Annotated in this window: 11 protein-coding genes; 5 read left to right on the top strand and 6 right to left on the bottom strand. The window is 70.8% G+C overall.

What is annotated here, in order from left to right; translation table 11 throughout:
- Positions 1 to 1,433, bottom strand: a 1,433-nt coding sequence (locus GWK61_RS40225; RefSeq protein WP_267254490.1) for an NB-ARC domain-containing protein, incomplete at its 3' end; no start/stop codon positions are given.
- Between the two features lie 115 nt (positions 1,434 to 1,548).
- A complete protein-coding gene (locus tag GWK61_RS40220) occupies positions 1,549 to 4,677 on the bottom strand; it encodes an AfsR/SARP family transcriptional regulator (RefSeq protein ID WP_194916977.1) in 3,129 nt (1,042 codons plus the stop codon).
- A gap of 71 nt (positions 4,678 to 4,748) precedes the next feature.
- On the opposite strand from GWK61_RS40220, the gene GWK61_RS40215 reads away from it, so the two are divergent.
- Together GWK61_RS40215 and GWK61_RS40210 are read left to right on the top strand one after the other, a co-directional pair.
- On the top strand, positions 4,749 to 5,744 hold the full coding sequence (locus tag GWK61_RS40215; protein ID WP_194916976.1) for a catalase family peroxidase: 996 nt from the start codon (positions 4,749 to 4,751) through the stop codon (positions 5,742 to 5,744).
- Positions 5,741 to 7,294, top strand: coding sequence for a GMC family oxidoreductase (locus GWK61_RS40210; RefSeq protein WP_194916975.1), 1,554 nt, complete (start codon positions 5,741 to 5,743; stop codon positions 7,292 to 7,294). Before GWK61_RS40215 ends, GWK61_RS40210 begins: the two co-directional genes overlap by 4 nt.
- A gap of 53 nt (positions 7,295 to 7,347) precedes the next feature.
- On the opposite strand, the gene GWK61_RS40205 is transcribed toward GWK61_RS40210, so the two are convergent.
- Positions 7,348 to 7,914, bottom strand: coding sequence for a TetR/AcrR family transcriptional regulator (locus tag GWK61_RS40205; protein WP_194916974.1), 567 nt, complete (start codon positions 7,912 to 7,914; stop codon positions 7,348 to 7,350).
- A gap of 132 nt (positions 7,915 to 8,046) precedes the next feature.
- On the opposite strand from GWK61_RS40205, the gene GWK61_RS40200 reads away from it, so the two are divergent.
- Positions 8,047 to 9,234, top strand: coding sequence for a zinc-binding alcohol dehydrogenase family protein (locus tag GWK61_RS40200; RefSeq protein WP_194916973.1), 1,188 nt, complete (start codon positions 8,047 to 8,049; stop codon positions 9,232 to 9,234).
- A 37-nt stretch (positions 9,235 to 9,271) separates the two neighbouring features.
- Here GWK61_RS40200 and GWK61_RS40195 read toward each other — a convergent pair whose 3' ends face one another.
- Positions 9,272 to 12,763 carry a cell wall-binding repeat-containing protein gene (locus GWK61_RS40195; RefSeq protein ID WP_194916972.1) on the bottom strand — a complete coding sequence of 1,164 codons (3,492 nt, stop codon included), beginning with the start codon at positions 12,761 to 12,763 and terminating at the stop codon, positions 9,272 to 9,274.
- Between the two features lie 182 nt (positions 12,764 to 12,945).
- Positions 12,946 to 13,959 carry a LacI family DNA-binding transcriptional regulator gene (locus GWK61_RS40190; RefSeq protein ID WP_194916971.1) on the bottom strand — a complete coding sequence of 338 codons (1,014 nt, stop codon included), beginning with the start codon at positions 13,957 to 13,959 and terminating at the stop codon, positions 12,946 to 12,948.
- Positions 13,960 to 14,245: 286 nt separating this feature from the next.
- Here GWK61_RS40190 and GWK61_RS40185 point away from each other — a divergent pair, with 286 nt between their 5' ends.
- Entirely contained in the window at positions 14,246 to 15,460 is a 1,215-nt protein-coding gene (locus GWK61_RS40185) for an RICIN domain-containing protein (protein ID WP_194916970.1), read from the top strand.
- Between the two features lie 299 nt (positions 15,461 to 15,759).
- A complete protein-coding gene (locus tag GWK61_RS40180; protein WP_194916969.1) occupies positions 15,760 to 17,346 on the top strand; it encodes a peptidoglycan-binding protein in 1,587 nt (528 codons plus the stop codon).
- Positions 17,347 to 17,431: 85 nt separating this feature from the next.
- On the opposite strand, the gene GWK61_RS40175 is transcribed toward GWK61_RS40180, so the two are convergent.
- Complete coding sequence (locus GWK61_RS40175) at positions 17,432 to 18,361, bottom strand: glycoside hydrolase family 25 domain-containing protein (RefSeq protein WP_194916968.1); 930 nt, start codon at positions 18,359 to 18,361, stop codon at positions 17,432 to 17,434.
- Between the last annotated feature and the right edge of the window lie 654 nt (positions 18,362 to 19,015).

Here is a 19,015-nt window from a genome sequence, read left to right as displayed (position 1 = left end):
GGGCTGTCGGGCGCGGGGCGGGGCAATCGGGCGATGGCGTTGGAAGCGGTCTGTGCGGTGTGGGCGTAGTAGTGCAGGAGGCGGTCCAGTGCCGTCGTGCGCTGCTCGGTGAACTCATGGGTCGCGGCGAGGGCGCGGGCGTATTCGCGCAGCAGGTCGTGCAGGCGGTAGCGGCCGGGGGCGGTCTCGGCGAGCAGGCTGCGGTCCGTGAGGTCCTGCAGCAGGGTGTCGGCTTCGAACAGGCCGGTGTCCAGGAGCGCGGCCGCCGCGTAGAGGTCGCTGTCCTGGCCGGGGACCAGTCCCAGGTGGCGGAACATGGCCTGCTGGTCGGGGGTGAGGTTGTTGTAGGACAGGTCGAAGGCGGCGCGCACCCGGCGGTCGCCGTCGTCGAAGGCGGCCAGGTCGGCCAGGCCCGTGCGCAGCCGCGTCTCCAGGTGGTCGGTGGTCCAGGCGGGCCGGTGGGCCAGGTTGGTGGCGGTGATGCGCAACGCCAGCGGCAGGTGTCCGCACAGCTCGGCGATGCGCGCGGCGGCCGGGTCGTCGGCGGCGATCCGGCCGCGCCCGGCGTGCCGGCGCAGCAGGGCGATCGCGTCGGCGGGGTCCAGGACGTCCAGCGGCAGCGGGTGGGCGTCGTCCAGGGCCTTGAGGCGGTTGCGGCTGGTGACCAGGACCAGGCAGCCGGGAGTCGCCGGAATCAGAGGGCGGACTTGCTGCTCGCTCGCGGCGTCGTCCAGCACGATCAGGGTGCGGGTACCGGCCAGGCGGTTCCGGAAGGCTTTCGCCCTCTCGTCCAGTTCCGGCGGGATGGCCTGAGGGTCCAGCCCGAGGGCCTGCAGCAGCCGGCCCAGGGCCTCGTTCGGGTCGCGGGGGTCGGTGCCGGCGGTGTGCGCGTGCAGTTCGACGAACAGCTGCCCGTCGGGGAAGTTCTCGGCCGCGAGGTGGGCGGCGTGCACGGCCAGGGCGGTCTTGCCGATCCCGGCCATGCCGTCGATCGCGGAGACCACCACCGTCCGCGCCTTGTCGCCGGTGGCGGCCGCGATGTCAAGGAGTTGTTTGAGTTCGGCGTCGCGCCCGGTGAGGGTGGCGAGGTCCGGGGGCAGCTGCCGGAGCGGTTCGGCCGGGCCGCCGGTCTTGGCGTTGACATGCACCTGGATGCAGGCCTGCCGCCAGCGCGCCACCTCCGGCTCGGCCACGCCGAGTGCCCGGACGATCGTCGTCACGAGATCGATGTCCAGACGGCGGCGCTGGGGCTGGAAGACACCGGTGACGGTGGTGTGCGCGACGAGCTGCGGCGGCCGCATCAGCGGGCCGACGCGCTTGGCCAACACCCGGTAGGACGGGCCGCCGGCCCATTGCCGCAGCTCTCCGAGGACCGCGATGAACTCCTCCAGGTTACGAGCCTGCGAGGGATCCGGTGCCTCGTTCGCAGCCATCTGGTTGTGCGCTCCCGACGGTCCCACGTGCTGCTGCCGCGCGTGGGGTAGGTGTACAGATCTGGACAGATTACTGGACTTCCGCAGTACCGCAGAAGCCAATTTCACTCCATGGTCAGCAGAAGGCCGCACGAACTGACGACTCGTCAAGGAGTGGTTCTCCAGCCCACGCGAAACCGCCCATACCGCTGGAATCCGGCGCGGCAATCAGCGCGGAGACGTTGTCCAGCAACGTGTCGACGGCGCGCCTGGTCAGCGGATCAAGCAACCACGGTCGCAGCCCACGTACTTGCTCGACATATCCCTGCGCCCCAGTGGGGCTGCCCGGCTTTCCGGTCGCTGTCGTCACGGCGAGCCCCAAGCCTGCGACGGCTTTCCGGGCCGGCGTCGACGTGCCGGATTCCCACACGCTGCGGAATCCGGCCTCGGCGTCGTTCCGCCGGTTCTCTTGAAGCGCCGACAGCGCGCGCAGGTTCGTCACCGCCGCGTGCAGGTCGTCGGCGCTCAGCTCGGCGGCTACTCGCCGGATGTCCGTCAGGTGCCGCTCGGCTGCGGCGTGATCGCCCTCGGCGACGTCCAGGAAGGCGATGCGGAGCGCGGCGTACGCCCAGCGGGTGCGGGCGCCGATGGCGCCGAACACCGCCGCGGCCTCGGTCCAGAGTCGGCGCGCGTCGGCCCGCCGGCCGCGGGTCTCGTCCGCGTCGCCGCCGAGGGTGAGCGACCAGGCGCGGGCGAAGCCGTCGTCGGCGGCCTGCGAGGCGGCCACGGCTTCGGCGGCGTGCCGGCGTGCGGCCTCGCCGTCGCCCTGGCGCAGGCAGTACGTCGACCATTTGGTGTGCAGGACGACGCGTTCCCAGTTCAGGTCGGTGCCCGCCAGCGCCGCGTCGGCCGCCGCGAACTCCCGGTCCAGGTCGTCCTGCCCGGTCAGCATCGCGTAGAGGGGGACGTAGCAGCGTCCCAGGACCTTGAGAAGGTCGCTGTTCGAGCCCTGCCATACCTCCTCGTGCCTGCGGATGTATTCGGCGGCCTCGACGTGCCGACCGGATTCGTGGCTCAGCCACACCAGCCAGGCGACGGCGTAGAACAGCGCCCATTCCTCTTCTTCGCTTCGCGGCGCCGCCTGCCCCTCCGCCTGAACCAGCGCTTCCGCCGAAACGTCGTAGGCGTGAAGGCTGCGCCGCAGAGGTTCGATGCCTTCCGCCTCGCGGCCGCTGACGAACCAGTAGTACCCGAGCCGCGCTTCGAGCAGGAGCGAGTTCGAAGCCTGCGACCTGAGCACCATGAGGTCGGAGGCCGCCTTGATGTTCGCAGTCTCCTCGGTGACCTTTCCGGCCCACCACCGCTGGTCGCCGGAGGCGATTCCGTCCGCCGCCTCGCGAGCGAAGCCGGCGGCCCAAGCCATGAAGCGCTGTTCGGCCTGCGGCGCGGAGCCTGATTCGGTCAGGCGCGCGAGCGCGTATTCGCGCACTGTCTCCAGCATCCGTACCCGGCTCCCGAAGGGCGTGCTGACGGGCACCAGGAGTGACTTGTCGACGAGACTCTCCACAGTCGCCAGTACCAGCGCCGCGTCCATCGCCGGCGACATGGCGATCGTCTCCGCCGCCTTCAACGAACAGCCACCGACGTTCAGCGCGAGCTGGAGGAACAGCTGTTGTTCGGACTCGTCCAGCCGCGTGTAGCTCCAGTCGAGCACGGCGCGCAGCGTGCGGTGCCGGTCCGGTGCGGTCCGCTTGCCTTTGGCGAGCAGGGCGAAACGGTCGTCGAGACGTTCTTCGATCTCCCGGACGGACAGCAACCGGACGTGCGCGGCGGCCAGTTCGACGGCCAGAGGCAGACCGTCCAGGCGGCGGCACAGGGACCGGATGCCAGCCAGCAGCTCCTCATCGGCGACGAACGACGGATCGGCCAGCATCGCCCGCGAGACGAAGAGGTCGGCGGCGTCCACGTCGGACATCGGGGCGAGCGGATACAGCGCTTCGCCGGCGGTCTGGAGCGGCGACCGGCTGGTGGTCAGGACCGTCAGCGCCGGGCACTGGCTCAGGAGCGCCGCGACGACGTGGGAGACGCCGTCCAGCAGATGTTCGCAGTTGTCGAGTACAAGAAGCGCCTTGTGCCCGGCCAGGAACGCGGCGAGCCGGTGGACGTAGTCGTCGGGTTGCTCACCAGGGCGCATCGCGGTGTCGGAGAGGCCGAGGGCGGCCGCGATCGCGGCGGACACACCGGCGTCGTCCGTCGCAGCCAGATCGACCCACCACACGGCGTCGAACGTCGGACGGAGCAGCGTGCACTCCTCGATCGCCAGCCGGGTCTTCCCGACGCCTCCCGGCCCCAGGACGGTCACCAGCCGCTCCCGGTCGATCAGCGCACCGAGGGCGTCGAGATCGGCGCCGCGCCCGACGAACGTGCCCACCGGCCGGACCAGGTTCCCGTCGGCGGGCCTCGGGGTCGGGGCGGCAGCAGGCCGGGACACCCGGGCGCTGGCAGGCCGCAGCGCAGAGACGGTCTTGTCGTGGCGGAGAATCGCCGCATGCAGGTCGCGCATCTCCGGCGACGGATCGGCGCCGAGCTCGGAGCGCAGCAGTCGGCGGCCTTCCTCGTAGACGTTCAGCGCCTCGGCGGGCATCCCTCCACGGGATAGCGCGAGCATGAGCCGCACGCGCGACCGCTCGCGCAGTGGCGCCTCGGCAACCAGGGTCCGCAGCTCGGCGACCGTATCCTGGGCCCGGCCGAGTTCCAGGGCCGCGGAGGCGGCGTCCTCGATCGCGGTCCGGCGGAGGTCGTCGAGGCGGGACCGCTCGGCCTCGAAGACGGGACCGGCCACGTCCTGCAACGCCGGGCCGCGCCATCTCGCCAGGCCCTGCCGCAACACCCGCTCAGCCTGTCGGTAGTCGCCGGCGGCCAACCGCTCCCGGCCTTCTCGGGCGGCGGCTTCGAAGAGCGCCACGTCGAGTTCGTCGCGCGGGCCGAGGACGAGTTGGTAGCCGCCGTGCCGGAACAGCAACCGGTCGTGCTCGCCGTGCGCCGCGAAGGCGGTGCGCAGCTTGGCGATCTGGACTTGGAGCGCGTTGACCGGGTCTTTGGTCCTGCGGTCCTCCCAGATGTCGTCCATCAGCAGCTCACGCCGCACCACGTCGCCGCGCGCCAGGAGCAGCCTGGCGACGATCGCGCGGGGCACCGCGCCGGACAGGGGCACCGCTCCGCCGTCACCGTCCAGGTCAAGACGGCCGAGCAGTCGAAATCGCATACCGCGATTGTGCAACGTCCGGGACAGCGTCCGGAAAGCGGCAGGAAAGCGCCGCCGCCGATCGTGGGTCCGTGGAACCGAATTCTTCGAACACTCCGACGGCGCGGTGCCCCGTCGATCCGACCGCATCGCAGGTGGTCGACAGCATGGAACGGATGGCCGGGGCGGCGTATCCGGACCGGCGGCGGTCCAGTGCGCGGGGAGCGTGCTTCACCGGCACGTTCACCCCGACGGGCGCAGCGGCCGAGCTGACCACCGCGGCCCATCTCCAGCAGGAGCCGGTCCCCGTCACCGTGCGGTTCTCCAACTCGGAGGGGAATCCGCACGTCCCCGACGCGGCCCCGGTGACCCGCGGCATGGCCACGCGCTTCCACCTCCCCGACGGCAGTGCCACCGATCTGCTGGCGATCACCGTGCCGCTGTTCGTGGCAGCCACGCCGGCCGAGTTCCTCGGGCTGACCGAGGCGCTGGCGCCCGATCCGACCAGCGGACATCCGGACCCGGCCAGAGTGCAGGAGTACGTCGCAAAGCATCCGCACCTCGCCGGGCCGATCACCCAGCAGCCGCCGGTGCCGGCCAGCTACGGCAGCGCCGCCTACTGGGCCATCCACGCCTTTCTCTGGGTCGACGCCGACGGCGCGCGGCAGCCGGTGCGCTACCGCTGGCAGCCTGCGGCCGGACGGACGAACCTGACCGCCGAGGAGGCGGCGACGAAGGCCGATGACTATCTGACCGCGGAGCTGCACGAACGGCTCGAACGAGAGCCGGTCGTCTTCACGCTCTACGTCCAGCTCGGCGAAGCCGGCGACCCCACCTACGACCCGACCGTCGCCTGGCCTGCTGAGCGCAGGGAGCTCGCGGTGGGGCGGTTGGAGCTGACGGCTCCGGTCGAGGACCAGGAGCACTGGTCCGCGCAGAGCTTCGACCCCTCGCGCCTGACCGACGGCATCGAGCTGTCTGACGATCCCGTCCTCGCGTTCCGGTCTCTCGCCTATGCGGAGTCCTTCCGTCGGCGCAGCCAGTTCACAGCAGACCAGTCCGCATCAGAGAAGAGCGATCAGCGATGAGCGACTACGCAGGTGACTACGACTTCGTGGTGGTCGGCGCCGGAACCGCCGGATGCGTGCTGGCATCCCGGCTGTCGCAGGACCCTGCCACCCGGGTGCTGCTCCTCGAAGCCGGCGGCGAGAAGGTCCCGGGCGACAGCCTGGACTACGTCGGGATGTGGGACTCGTCGGCCGACTGGGCGTTCCGCAGTGCGCCCCAGGCCGGGCTCGACGACGTCGTGATCCCGGTTCCGCGCGGACGCGTGTTGGGCGGGAGTAGCGCGATCAACTCGATGGCCCACGTGCGTGCCCACCGGTCCAGCTACGACGCGTGGGAGCAGGCCGGGGCGACCGGCTGGAACTTCGACACGCTGCTGCCCTTCCTCAAGCGCAGCGAGACCGCCCCGGGGATCGACCCCGCCTGGCGCGGCACCGACGGGCCCATGATCGTGGCGCCGGGTCCGGCGGCGGAGCCCGGATCCTTCTACGACGCCTGCTACGAGGCGGCCGCGCAGGCCGGCGTACCGCGCAGCGCGGACGGCAACGGCGAACACGCCGAAGGCGTCGCCCGCACCGAACTCAACCTCGTCGGCGGCGCGCGGCAGAGTGCTGCCGATGCCTACCTCGGCCCGGCACAGCACCGGCCGAACCTCACCGTCGTCACCGACGCGGTCGCGCAGCGCCTGCTCCTCGACGGACGCCGGTGTATCGGCGTGGAGTACTCCGTCCACGGACAGAAGTTCAGCGCGCACGCCTCTCGGGAGGTCGTGCTCGCGGCGGGTGCGATCGGATCGCCGCAGCTGCTCATGGTCTCGGGGATCGGCCCAGCCGAGCACTTGCGCGCTCTGGGCATCGAGGTGGCGCACGATCTGCCGGGCGTCGGCGAAAACCTCCAGGACCACCCGTTCGCCCACGTGACCTTCGACGCGGAGGGGCCCATCGACTTCGGCGTGGCACCGGACATGCCGCACGTGCTCCTGCGCAGCGACCCCGCATCGGATCCGAACCTCCAGTTCGTGTTCCTGCACTTCCCGCTGCCGCACCGGGCGCCGGGCGCGGCGAGCGAACCGTGGGGGAGTTCGGCCTGGCGGCCCGAGCGGGCCGATGGGTACACGGTGCTGTTCTCGCTACAGCGGCCGTACAGCCGAGGTAGCGTCAGACTCGTCGAGCCGTCCATCGAGGTGGCTCCCGTCATCGATCTCGGATGCTATGCAGACGACCGCGATCTGGATCTGATGGTGACCGCGCTGCGCCGGGCCCGGGAGCTGGGTGGCGCGGACGCGCTGGCTCCGTGGCGGACCGGCGAAGCGGCCCCGGGCGCGGCGATGGTCGGCGACGACGAACTCCGGACGTATCTGCGGCTGACGACCAGCACGCTCTTCCACCCCGTCGGCACCTGCGCCATGGGCACCGGCCGGGATGCCGTCACCGACTCTGAGCTGAGGGTTCGCGGGATCGGAAACCTGCGCGTCGTCGACGCGTCGGTCATGCCCTCGATCGTCGCCGCCAACACGAACGCCACGGTGCTTGCCGTCGCCGAGCGTGCGGCGTCGCTGCTCATCGGGGGCTGAGCCGGCACCGTGTTCCCGCAGCGGTGGAGGTCGCACAGCTCACGGCCGTGAACCTAATCTCCACAGATCGCGCGCCGCAGTTCGGCCAACTCCTGGTATATCAGGGTGGCGAGATTCGCCGTGGGGGCGTCGATCCAGTCGTCACAGGCGGCGATGAAGACGGCGACTGCCGCCTTGCTGGCGAAGGTCGCCGTCCGTGGCGGTGCTTCGCGCTCCAGAAGTCCGGCTGCGATGGCCGCCGTGAGCGCCGCCGTCTTGATCAGGTCGCGTTCCTGGAGGTCGGTCGAGGACGCGATCAGCTCGCGCCGGGTGGCGGCGTACTCGCCGTACTTCGCCAGGTCGCTCAGGCCAGCGCCGGCCAGGGCCTCGACGGCGGCGTCCAGGGGCGCCAGGGCCGGGTCGGCCGCGGCCAGGTGCTTCAGGACGTGCGCTTCGAAGGCGGCGGCGTCCGCGAACAGGACCTCGCGCTTGTCGGGGAAGTGGTTGAAGAATGTGCGCTTGGTCAGGCCGGCGCGCTCGGCGATGTCGGCGACGGTGACGTCGGCGTAGCCGCGTTCGGCGAACAGCGCGCCGGCCGCCTGCTGGAGCCGCTGCTGCGCGTTCGGTTCCCACCGTGCCATGGCCATCACTGTACCGGCGGGTCTCCCGGGGTGGCTGCACGCGGTGAAGTCACTGTTTGCACTTGGTGCAATCACCTGTCACAGTGAAGTCACTACACCAAGTGCAATCACCGGCCCGGCAGGAGCCCCTCCATGACCACTCCCGCAAACACTCCCGCAAACACCCCCGCGGACACCCCCACCGACACCCCGGCCGACGTCCCCGCGAACACCGCCGCCTGGATCCCGGCCAAGCACGCCCGCCTGGAAGTGCGGCCGGCGCCCTACCCCCGTCCCGGCGCCGACCAGCTCGTCGTCCGCAACCGGGCGCTCGCGATCAACCCCCTGGACTGGATCATCCAGGTCGAGGGCAGCCTGACCTACGGCTGGCTCCGCTACCCGACAGTGCTCGGCGCGGACGTCGCCGGCGAGGTCGTCGAGGTGGGGACGGACGTCACCCGGTTCCGCGTCGGCGACCGGGTGATCGGCCACGCTGTGGGGACCGACAAGGACAGCAACAGCGCCGCCGAAGGGGCTTTCCAGCACTACACCGCCGTCCCGGAGAAGCTGGCCTGCCCGGTGCCGGAGGCGATGGCGTTCGAGGACGCCGTCGTGCTCCCGCTGGCCGTGTCCACCGCCGCCAGCGGCCTTTTCCAGACCGGCCACCTGGGCCTGCGGCATCCGTCGGCGAACCCTGAGCCGACCGGCCAGACCGTCCTGGTGTGGGGCGGATCCACCAGCGTCGGCGGCAACGCCGTCCAGCTCGCGGTCGCCGCCGGCTACGAGGTCGTCACCACCGCCTCGCCACGCAACTTCGACTACGTCCGAGCCCTGGGTGCGAGCCTGGTCTTCGACTACAACAGCCCGACCGTGGTGCCGGACATCATCGAGGCCTTCCAAAGCCGCACCCTGGCCGGCGCGATCGCCTTCGGCGCCACCTCCGCCGCGTCCTGCGTCCGCATCGTGCGCAAGTGCCGCGGCAAGAAGTTCGTGGCCTTGGCCACCGCTCCGGTGTCCTTCGAGCACCTGGGCGACCCCGACCGCGGCCGGTTGGCCTTTCCGCGCCTGCTCTCGCGCCTCATCGGCGCCAACATCGCGCTGCAGTTCGCGGCGCGCACGCGCGGAGTCGGGCTGAAGTACATCTTCGGCACGACGCTCAAGACCAACGAGGTCGGCACCGCGATCTACCGCGACTTCCTGCCCGCGGCCCTGGCCGACGGCAGCTATCTGGCCGCCCCGAAGCCGATGGTCGTCGGCAAAAGCCTGGACGACATCCAGGCCGCCATGGACCTCCAGCGCGGCGGCGTCTCGGCGGCGAAGGTCGTTGTCACCCTGCCCTGAGACACGGGCAGCCGACCGCGGTGATCAGTGGATCAGGCTACTGAGCCCTTCCGTTCACCGCCGAGGTCACCTGGCCGGCCAGAGCCGGGCTGATGACGGCGGTCCCACCGAACAGATCCACCGACGCCAGCTGCGGCCGGAGTGCGCTGAGCAGGTTCGCCGTCTCCGGGGGCAGTGTGGAAGGCACCAGCACCAGCTCGCCGCCGGTGGCTGCGGTCAGCGCGCCGCCGGTCAGGGCGTCGGGGAATCCGGTGCCGGTGGCGACGCCGATCTGGTGGACGTCGCCGGCGGCCATGGCGGCCTGGACCACCTTGATGTCGGTGTCGTAGCGGGTGGCGCCGGCCAGCGGCCGGACGTAGCCGGGCAGGCCTGCCGTCGCCGTCACGGCCTGGCCGCCGATCGCCCACGCCGCGGGCGCGCCGGCGGATGACTGGGCGATCCGGCTCGCGATGAAGGCCCGCACGTCCGGTGCCAGGGTCTTGCCGTCGGTCAGCATCACCGCGGCCGGTCCGGCAGCGGTCGCGGCGGGGCCGGTGGCGAACGGGCCGGCGGCGAGGGCGTCGGCGTAGTCCTGGCCGGTCGCGAGGACCACGTGCTGCGGGCTGCCGAGGCCGCGCTGCGCGATGTCCAGGGCGGTGTGGTCGCGGTCGGCGCCGGCGAAGCGGTTCACGCTGTAGCCGAGGTGAGTCAGTTGGCTGACGATGCCGGGGGCGATCGCCTGGGTGCCGCCGAGGACGTCGATCTGTCCGCCGCCGGTGCCGAGGACCCGGCGGATCTCCGCCAGGGTCGCGGGCGTCAGCGAGGCCGGGTCGGTGAGCAGCAGCGGGCCCCCGGCCTTGGCGGCCAGCGGCACGCCGGCCAGCGCGTCGGCGAACTGGTCGCCGCGGGCGAGCACGACGACGTGCGCGGTCGGACGGCCGGTGGCGTCGCCGCCGGCGTTGGCCCAGTGCGACTGCGACACCGCGACGCCGGTGCCGAACCGGTCGCCGCCGGACGGGCGGGTGACCGTGGGATTGCCGGTGGAGGCCGGGCTGCTGGGGGCGACCCCGTTGCCGCTCATCGGGACGTACAGCGCGCCCTGGCCGTCGGCCGGGGTGATCTCGTACTTGGCCTGCTGCAGGCCGGCCGCGGTCGGCGTGAACTTCATGTTCACGTGGATGCTCTGTCCCGGCCCGAGGACCTGGCCTTCCGAGATCTGCAGAGTGGTGCTGAACACCCCGAGCGGCGCCTTCGCCTTCGAGATGGTCAGCGGAGCCGTTCCAGTGTTCGTCGCGTCGAAGCCCACGGTCGCCGAGGAGCCGACCGGGACGTTGCCGAAGTCCAGGGTGGAGGGGGTCATCTGCAGGTGCCCGAACCCCGACACGGCACCGCCGGTGAGCGGGACATTCAGGGTGCCGCTGGTCGACACGACGGTCAGCCGGTCACTGGCCGGGCCGGCCGCGGTCGGGGCGAAGGTGATCGTCGCCGAGACCGACTTGCCGACGCCGATGACTGTGTTTTGTGACAGCCCCTGGACGGTGAACGGGGCGCTGGGCAGCGTGACGCTCTGAATCGTCTCGTCCACGGACCCGGTGTTCCAGATCCGGACCGCCATCGTCTCCTGCGTCCCGGTCGGCTGGTCGTCCTGGAACTTCACCGGGCTCGGCGCGGCCCCGAGGCCGTTGGTCAGGCCGGTGCCGTTCAAGGACACGCCGACGTTTCCGGCACTGGTCGCGACGGTCATGATCCCGTTCGCGGCGCCGGGGGCGGTCGGAGTGAAGGTGACGTTCAGGGTCAGCTGGTCGCCGGTGTTCAGCGTCACCGGCGAGGCCAGCGGCGAGGTGTCGACGGTGAAGGGAGAGGCGTTCACCGTGGCACCGGTGACCTTCACCCCATTCTGCGTCGCGGTCAGCGTCACCTGCTTCTGCGCGCTCGAATTCGGACCCACCTCGACCGATCCGAACGTCACCGGGGCCGTGGTCAGCGGCGTCTTCGCCGGCTTGCCGAAGCCGATGACCTTCCCCACGAGGTCGGTCTCGCGGGTGCCGACGTAGACCCGGTTGGAGTCGGTCGCCACGACCGAGTACTTGGCCGCGCGGCCGATCGGCGCCGAGAACAGCTTGTCGAGCGTGCCGTGCGCGTCGGGGACGGCAGAGTACGCATTCAGGGTCGCGTTCACCCCGGTCACGCCGTCGCCCCAGGTCCCGCTCGGGGCGTCGACCACCCACACCACGGCGCTGCCGGAGTTGGTGCCGGTCGAGGTGACGATCGGCGATCCGCTGGTGAATCCGAAGGAGTCGGCGCTGGTCCCGGCCTGGGTCAGGGTGGGCGTGCCGTCCGCGGTCGCCCCGGCCTGCAGCGCGATCAGCGGCTGCTGGTTGCCGACCTGGTAGACGTAGCCGCCGTCGCCGCCCCACACCGCCGGGTGCCCCCACAGGCCGCCGGGGAGCGGGCCGATGGTCTGCACGGCGGCGTCCGTCCCCTTGGGGCCCTGTCCCATGCCGCCGAGGTTGTCGCGGTTGAGCAGGAAGATCCGGCCGTCCTTACCCTCCTGGAAGAGCAGGTGCGGCACCTTCGCGGTGCCGAAGTTGTCCGGAAGCGCGGCCGGACCGCCGGACCCCAGGTCGGTGTCGTTGAGGTCCAGCGTCGCGTTGTTGGACGGGCTGAAGAAGTCCACCGCCGACAGCGACCGGTCCGAGCCCACCTGGAGCCGGACCACCGATTCGGCGAGGTGTCCGCCGGGGCTGGTGCCCGGACCGGCCTTCGGGCTGATGCCGTTGCCGGTGGCCAGCAGGATGCGGCCGTCGCCGTCGGAGACCAGGCCGCCGCCGGACTGCCAGATGCCGGCGCCGCTGCCGGCGTCGTTGGTCTCCGAGGTCCACATCGCCGTCTGGTGCCCGGTCGTGGCGTCGACGCCGACGACGTAGCCGTGCCACGGCGTGAAGTCGCAGTGCGCGCCGAACGCGGCGTAGACCACACCGCCCATGAGCAGCAGTCCGGGGCGCTGCATCTCGTGGAACGCGTCGAACGGTGTCGCCGGGTCGTTGCTCGGCGAGCCCTGGATCTTGGTCGGCCACCCCGACCGCTCGGTGCCGGTGCCCGGGTCGATCGCGTGCATCAGCCAGATCGCCTGCGTCGGGTCGCCGTTGGCGTAGGTCTTCGACGTGAAGTAGACCGTGTTGCCGGCCGGGTCGTAAACCGGGGCGGCGGTGATACCGATCGTGGGTCCCAGGTCGCCGCAGCCGTTCGGCGGGTCGATCGACGACGCCGGCCAGGCCGGGCCCAGATCGGACCGGGTCCACAGGATCGTGCCGGACTGCGGGTCCAGGCCGTAGACCTTGTTGTTGTCGGTGGTCACGATGAGCATGCCGCCGGCCACCAGAGGCTGGGCGAAGACCTGGCCGTCGACCGTGGTCGAGAAGATCTGGCCGAATGTGGGATCGGAGACGTCTGCCGGGCTCAGGCCCGGCTCGTTCTTGTCCCATCCGGTGCGGGCGTTGTCGACCGACACCGTGGTGTCGTCGGCCTTGGCCAGCTGCGGCTGGGCCAAGCCCGCTGTGACGACAGCTGCGGTGATGCCCAGTGCGGTTATTCGAGAACGGCGTGTCGGCACGGCTCCCCCTATGGAACACGCCGACAGACCGGCGGTGACGTCGAACGGCCACCAAGTCCTACAGGTTGCGAGGTAGACGCGTCAATCAGTGCGAGTCCTGAAGGGCATAGCGCTTGGCGTCAGCTGGAGTCGCGCACGATCAGCCGGGTCGGCAGGATCAGCGGGCTGGGCTGCTCCCCGTCGATCACCGCGAGCAGCATCCGGGCCATTTCGCGGCCCCAGGCCTGGATCGACTGGTGCACCGTGGTCAGCGGCGGGGCGGTGTGTCGGGCGGCGAGGTAGTCGTCGAATCCGGTGACGGCGACGTCCTCGGGGACCCGTCGGCCGGCGGTCGTCAGTGCTCGCAGGGCGCTGATGGCCATGGTGTCGTTGCCTGCCACGACCGCGTCCAGGTCCGGGTACTGGTTCAGCAGGGCCTGCATGGCCTGGGTGCCGCTGGCCTCTGTGTAGTCGCCGTGCGCGACCCGGTCGGCGTCCAGGCCCGCGACCGCCATCGCGTCCAGGTAGCCGCGGTGGCGGGCCAGCCCGGCGTCGCTGTCGAGCGGGCCGGTGATGGCGGCGATGCGGCTGCGTCCGCGGGCGATGAGGTGTTCGGTGGCCGCGCGGGCGCCGCCGCGGTTGTCGGAGTCGACGTAGAAGTGGGGTTCGACGTTCAGGGGGCGGCCGCCGAAGACGACCGGCATGTCGGCCTGTTCGGCGAGCGCGGCGAGCGGGTCGTCGCCGTGCCGGCCCATCAGCATGACGCCGGCGGCGCTGTGGGTCTGCAGCACGTCCTGGAGTTTGGAGCGGCTGCGGGGGGAGTTGACCAGGACCAGCATGAGCTCCAGGCCGGTCTCCTCCAGGACCGTGGTGACCCCGGCGATGGCCTGGCTGTAGAAGGGGGTGTCCTGGCCCAGCGCGGAGTCGTCGTCGGTGATCGCCAGGACCACCGCGCTGGCCCGTCTGGTGGCCAGGGCCCGGGCTGTCGCGTTGGGGACGTATCCCAGTTCCCTGATGGCCTTCTGGACCGCGTCGCGCTTGGCCTTGCTGACGTGCGGGGCGTTGTTCAGGACCCGGGAGGCGGCGGTGCGCGAGACGCCGGCCCGCTCGGCGACCTCGTCGAGCGTGGGTTGACGGCGTGGGGCCTCGGGCATGGCGCGTCTGCCTTTCGGGCGGTCGAGCGGCTCTGGCTCCCACGGCGTTGGAAGCGCTCCCATCATTTCACGTGGACACCCGACCGTTCCTGTTGCTGCCGGGTAACAGAATCCTTGCAAAGCCCCTTCCCTGTCATGCATCCGGTCGCTACTCTTCACCGGAAGCGCTTCCAATTCGGTGGCCACTGTGACATCGACTGGGGATTCCAGCCCCAGGTTGATCGCTCGGCTGATGCCGGAAGCGCTGGCAAATGCACCTCTGGCGACGTAACGGAAGGTCTCGTCCATGGCTCAGTTCCGGCAATCCTCGACCGCTCGCAGATGGCGTGGCTGGCTGCTCGCGCTCGCGGTGGCGGCCGCGGGGACGTTCACCGCGTCCACCGCCCACGCGGACACCACGATCTGCGGCAAGTTCGACAGCACCGCGGTCTCCGGCGGCCAGTACATCGTGCAGAACAACGAATGGGGCGACACGATCCAGCAGTGCCTGGACGTGACGAACGACGGGTTCTCCGTCACCACGGGGAACCACAACGTCAGCACCGGCGGCGCGCCAGCGGCGTACCCGTCGATCTACGCGGGCTGCCACTACGGCAACTGCTCGACCGGCAGCGGTCTGCCCTTGCAGGTCTCGGCGTTCGGCAACCCGCAGTCCAGCGTCAACTTCGCCACGGCCGCCGGCCAGTGGGACGCCTCCTATGACATCTGGTTCGACACCCAGCCCAACCCCTCCGGCCAGAACGACGGCGAGGAGCTGATGATCTGGGCGAACCACTCCGGCGCACCCCGCCCCGCGGGTTCGCAGATCGGCACCGCGACGATCGAGGGCGCGACGTGGGACGTGTGGGAGTCCCGGATGAACAACGGCGGGATCGGCTGGAACGACGTGTCCTACGTCCGGGAGAACCCGACCAACGCGATCACCGTGAACATCAAGGACTTCACGAACGACTCGCTCAGCCGCGGCTACATGAGCAGCGCCTGGTACCTGACCAGCGTCCAGTTCGGCTTCGAACCCTGGCAGGGCGGCCCCGGGCTCGGCGTGAACTCCTTCTCCTTCACCGCCAACGGCTCCGGCGGGGGTGGCGGTGGCGGTGGCTCCGGCGGCGGCGAGGTCGTCGGCCAGGGCAGCGGCCGGTGCCTGGACATCCAGAACCTCGGCACCGCCGACGGCACCCCGGTGCAGCTGTGGGACTGCGGCGGCGCGTGGAACCAGCTGTGGTCGAACACCGGTGGCCGGTTCGTCAACCCGCAGTCCGGCAAGTGTCTGGACGTGGCCGCCGCCGGGACGGCCGACGGGACGCAGGTGAGGCTGTGGTCGTGCAACGGCACCGCGGCCCAGCAGTGGCAGGTCAACGCCAACGGCACCATCACGAACCCCAACTCCGGCAAGTGCCTGGACGCGGCGGGCCAGGGCACCGGCGACGGCACGCTGCTCCAGATCTGGGACTGCTACGGCGGCGGCGGAACCCAGGCCAACCAGGTGTGGTCGGTTCACTGAGCGGCCGCTGATCTCTCAGGATAAACAGGACACTGCGACGCCGGACTCCGCCTTCGTTGAGCGGGGCCCGGTGATCGCGCACGTCCAGCTCAACACCCTGCGTTCGACTGCTCAGTCGACAGTTGCACGATCCGATGCCCCAAACCGCAGGTAGCGGTGTTGTCACGTGGTGGGAACGGCTCCCCATCCCGGCCTGGTCTGGATACCGGGCCGGGGTTCGCCGACGATGGGCCGGCCCGCGTCGTCCTGCGGCTCCCGTGTTGCGCATCGCAACCACACGTCAAGGATTGGACCGTGTCATGAACCAGTTTGATGACAGCCCTCGATTGTCCCGACGCAGGCTGCTGACTCTCGCCGGCGGCGCCGCGGTCGCTTCCGTGGCCGGCATCGGGTTGGCACAGTCGGCGTCGGCGGCCGCCGCGGGGACCGTGTACGGGATCGACTACTCCGACGCCTCGCTCACCGCCGGCTCGGTCGCCGCCGCGGGCTACGGCTTCGTGTGCCGCTACCTCAGCTGGCTGCCGAACTCGAAGGTGCTCACCCTGTCCGAGGCGCAGGCCCTGACCGCCGCGGGTCTGGGCATCGTCTCCAACTGGGAGTCCGACGGGCTTCAGTCCTGGCAGAACAGCGTCCCCTCCGACCCCTTCTCCCAGGGCGCCGGGCACGCCACCGAAGCGCAGCGGCAGGCGCTGGCCGACGGGATGCCGGCGACGCGGCCGATCTACTTCAGCATCGACTTCGACCTCCAGCCCTCGATGTACTCCGCGCTGAACTCCTACTTCGACGGCGTCGCCTCGGTGATCGGCCGGTCCCGGACCGGTGCCTACGCCGGTTACCACGTCATCCAGGAGCTCTTCAACAACGGGAAGATCGCCTGGGGCTGGCAGACCTACGCGTGGTCCGGCGGGAACTGGGACAGCCGCGCGCAGCTGCGGCAGGTCCAGAACGACATCACGGTCGCCGGCAAGGGCGCGGACCTCGACCAGGCGATGGCCGCCGACTTCGGGCAGTGGGGCGGCAAGGGCGGTGGCGGGGGCGGCGGCGTCGTCCTGCCGTCCTGGCCGAACATCACCGACGGCATGAGCGGGCCCAGCGTGCAGGCGGCGCAGTACCTGCTGCGCTACCACGGCGCCTCGATCACCGCCGACGGCCAGTTCGGGCCCTCGACGCTCGCCGCGACCCAGAGCTTCCAGTCCGCGCACGGCCTCGGCGTGGACGGTCAGATCGGCCCGCTGACCTGGTCCGCGCTGGTCGTCCAGGTCCAGGAGGGGTCCAGCGGCGACGACGTCCGGGCCGCGCAGGTCGAGCTGAACCGGTTCGGCTACGGCCTCGGTGTCGACGGCAGCTTCGGCTCCGGCACCGACAGCGCCGCCCGCGCTTTCCAGTCGGCGCACGGCTTGGGCGTAGACGGCCAGGTCGGACCGCAGACCTGGCAGATGCTCGTCGGCACCGGGAGCGGCGCCTCCGGCGGCGGCACCGTCGCGCCGCCGTGGCCGAACGTCATCGACGGCGACACCGGGAGCAATGTGCAGGCCGCGCAGTACCTGCTGCGCTACCACGGTGCTTCGATCAGCGCCGACGGCCAGTTCGGGCCGGGCACGCTGGCCGCGGCCAAGAGCTTCCAGTCCGCACACGGTCTCGGGGTCGACGGCCAGATAGGCCCGAAGACGTGGTCGGCGCTCGTCGTGCAGGTCCAGCAGGGTTCCAGCGGCGACGACGTCCGGGCTGCTCAGGTGGAGCTGAACAAGTTCGGCTACGGCCTTACTGTCGATGGCAGCTTCGGCTCCGGCACCACCAGCGCGGCCCGGGCGTTCCAGTCCGCGCACGGCTTGGGCGTGGACGGCCAGGTCGGACCGCAGACCTGGCAGATGCTCGTCGGCAGCTGACCGCCGAGCCGCTTCGGCGGCCAGTGGCCAAGAGTGGCGACCGCAGCGGTGTCGCGGTCGCCACTCTTGGCCGTGATTGCCGCTCTCAGCAGGCGGTGTCCGGGTCGAACGTCGCCGGCAGGCTCTGCACGAACTCAGGCGCACCTGCGGCGAACCAGTACTTGCTCGCGTTGGTGACGTCACAGTACGTCGGCGCCGGGTGGTCGTAGCCCGCGATCCAGATCGGTCCGCCCAGCGGCAGGCCGCCGGTGATGGCGCCCCACTGCTTCTGCGTGGAGTAGACGCCCACGTCCTTGCCCTGCTGCCGAAGCGCGATCTCGGCGGCCAGGACGACGGTGGAGTTCAGGCTCTGGTCGCAGACCCAGAAGTTCGGCGTGTAGCACTGCGCGCCGGGCGGGTTGATGCTCGACGCCTGCGGCAGCTCGATGTCCAGCCACCACTTGTTGCTGGTCGCGCCCCCAGCGGTGCCGTTCCGCACCGCGGAGTACGCGGCGTTGTAGCCCCAGTTGAACGACTGGCAGTAGAACTCGGTGGCGGTGCAGTCGCCGGCCGGCCCGTGGTAGGCGTACTGCAACACGTGCGGCGACGTGAACCCGATCGGCGAGTCGAGCACCATGTACTGCGCATGGTAGCTCGCGCCCGCCGCCCACGCCGCCTCCTGCTGCAGGCACGGGTTCTGACTGAACGGGTGCCCACCATCCGCACCCACGATGGCAATGGACGACACCGGCGGCATCGGCCCCCCACACTCAGGCCACGAGATGTCGTACCCGGTAGCGCCACCAGCCTGATGCGCGGCCAGCGCCGAAGTCTTCGCGGCAGACCCCGGCACGTACGCAACCCGCCCATCCAGACTGGACGCAGGCAGCCCGCCGACACCATCCGAAGGCGTCGTCGCGACAACGGTCGTGGCGCTGGCCGACGGTACCGGCGACGCCGCAGCATCGGCGCCCGGCGCGACGGCCAGGACGCAGGCTGCGGCGACGCCGAGGGAGATCAGGGATTTCAAGGACATGCGATAGCTCCATGTACTGATATGTGCGATTCGCCGAAGGATGGCACCGTCGTATTGCAGAGGCCTCAGATAAGGCATCGTATATAAAGACGACATGACGCCTCCGGCGGTTGCTCGGTCAACGCGCCGCAGACTGCGAGGCAGTTCGGTGGAGCACCGCCGGTTGGTGACGGGCCAGCGCTGGCCGACCACGTGGTTCGTGGGTCCGAAGGACCATGCGGGGTGTTGGTTCTGGGTCCCTCGCCGCGTCAGCGGGCTGGTTCCGTTTACGGCGATGACGCGGCGAGGGACCCAGAACCCGGCGACCACAAGCAGCACCGCCACCGAAAAACGCGACGCAGGCAACAGCGGATAGAAAGCCGAACAGTCGCGGACCGCCGCCAAACCGTCGGACGCGCGGGTCGCTCCCTCGTCGAGGAGGCCCGCCAGAGGCCTCAAGGCACCCACCACGCCCGACGATTGCCGCCTACGCATCGCGTGCGCAGTGACTCGGACTCATGCGTGGTCGTGGACGCGCAAACCGCCGGCCGCCAGCGCAACCGGCTGCGCTCAACCGAACTGCGTCCCCTGCGAGGCCATCCAACCATTGGCGAAGCCGTCAAAAAACGCCTGTGAACCCACACCCCAACCGCACCTAACCCGACGCCAGCCCCC

The organism is Catenulispora rubra, from assembly GCF_015356825.1.
Classification (GTDB): domain Bacteria; phylum Actinomycetota; class Actinomycetes; order Streptomycetales; family Catenulisporaceae; genus Catenulispora; species Catenulispora rubra.
Note: the sequence above shows the minus strand (reverse complement) of the source record. Positions and strands in the feature narration are given on the sequence as shown.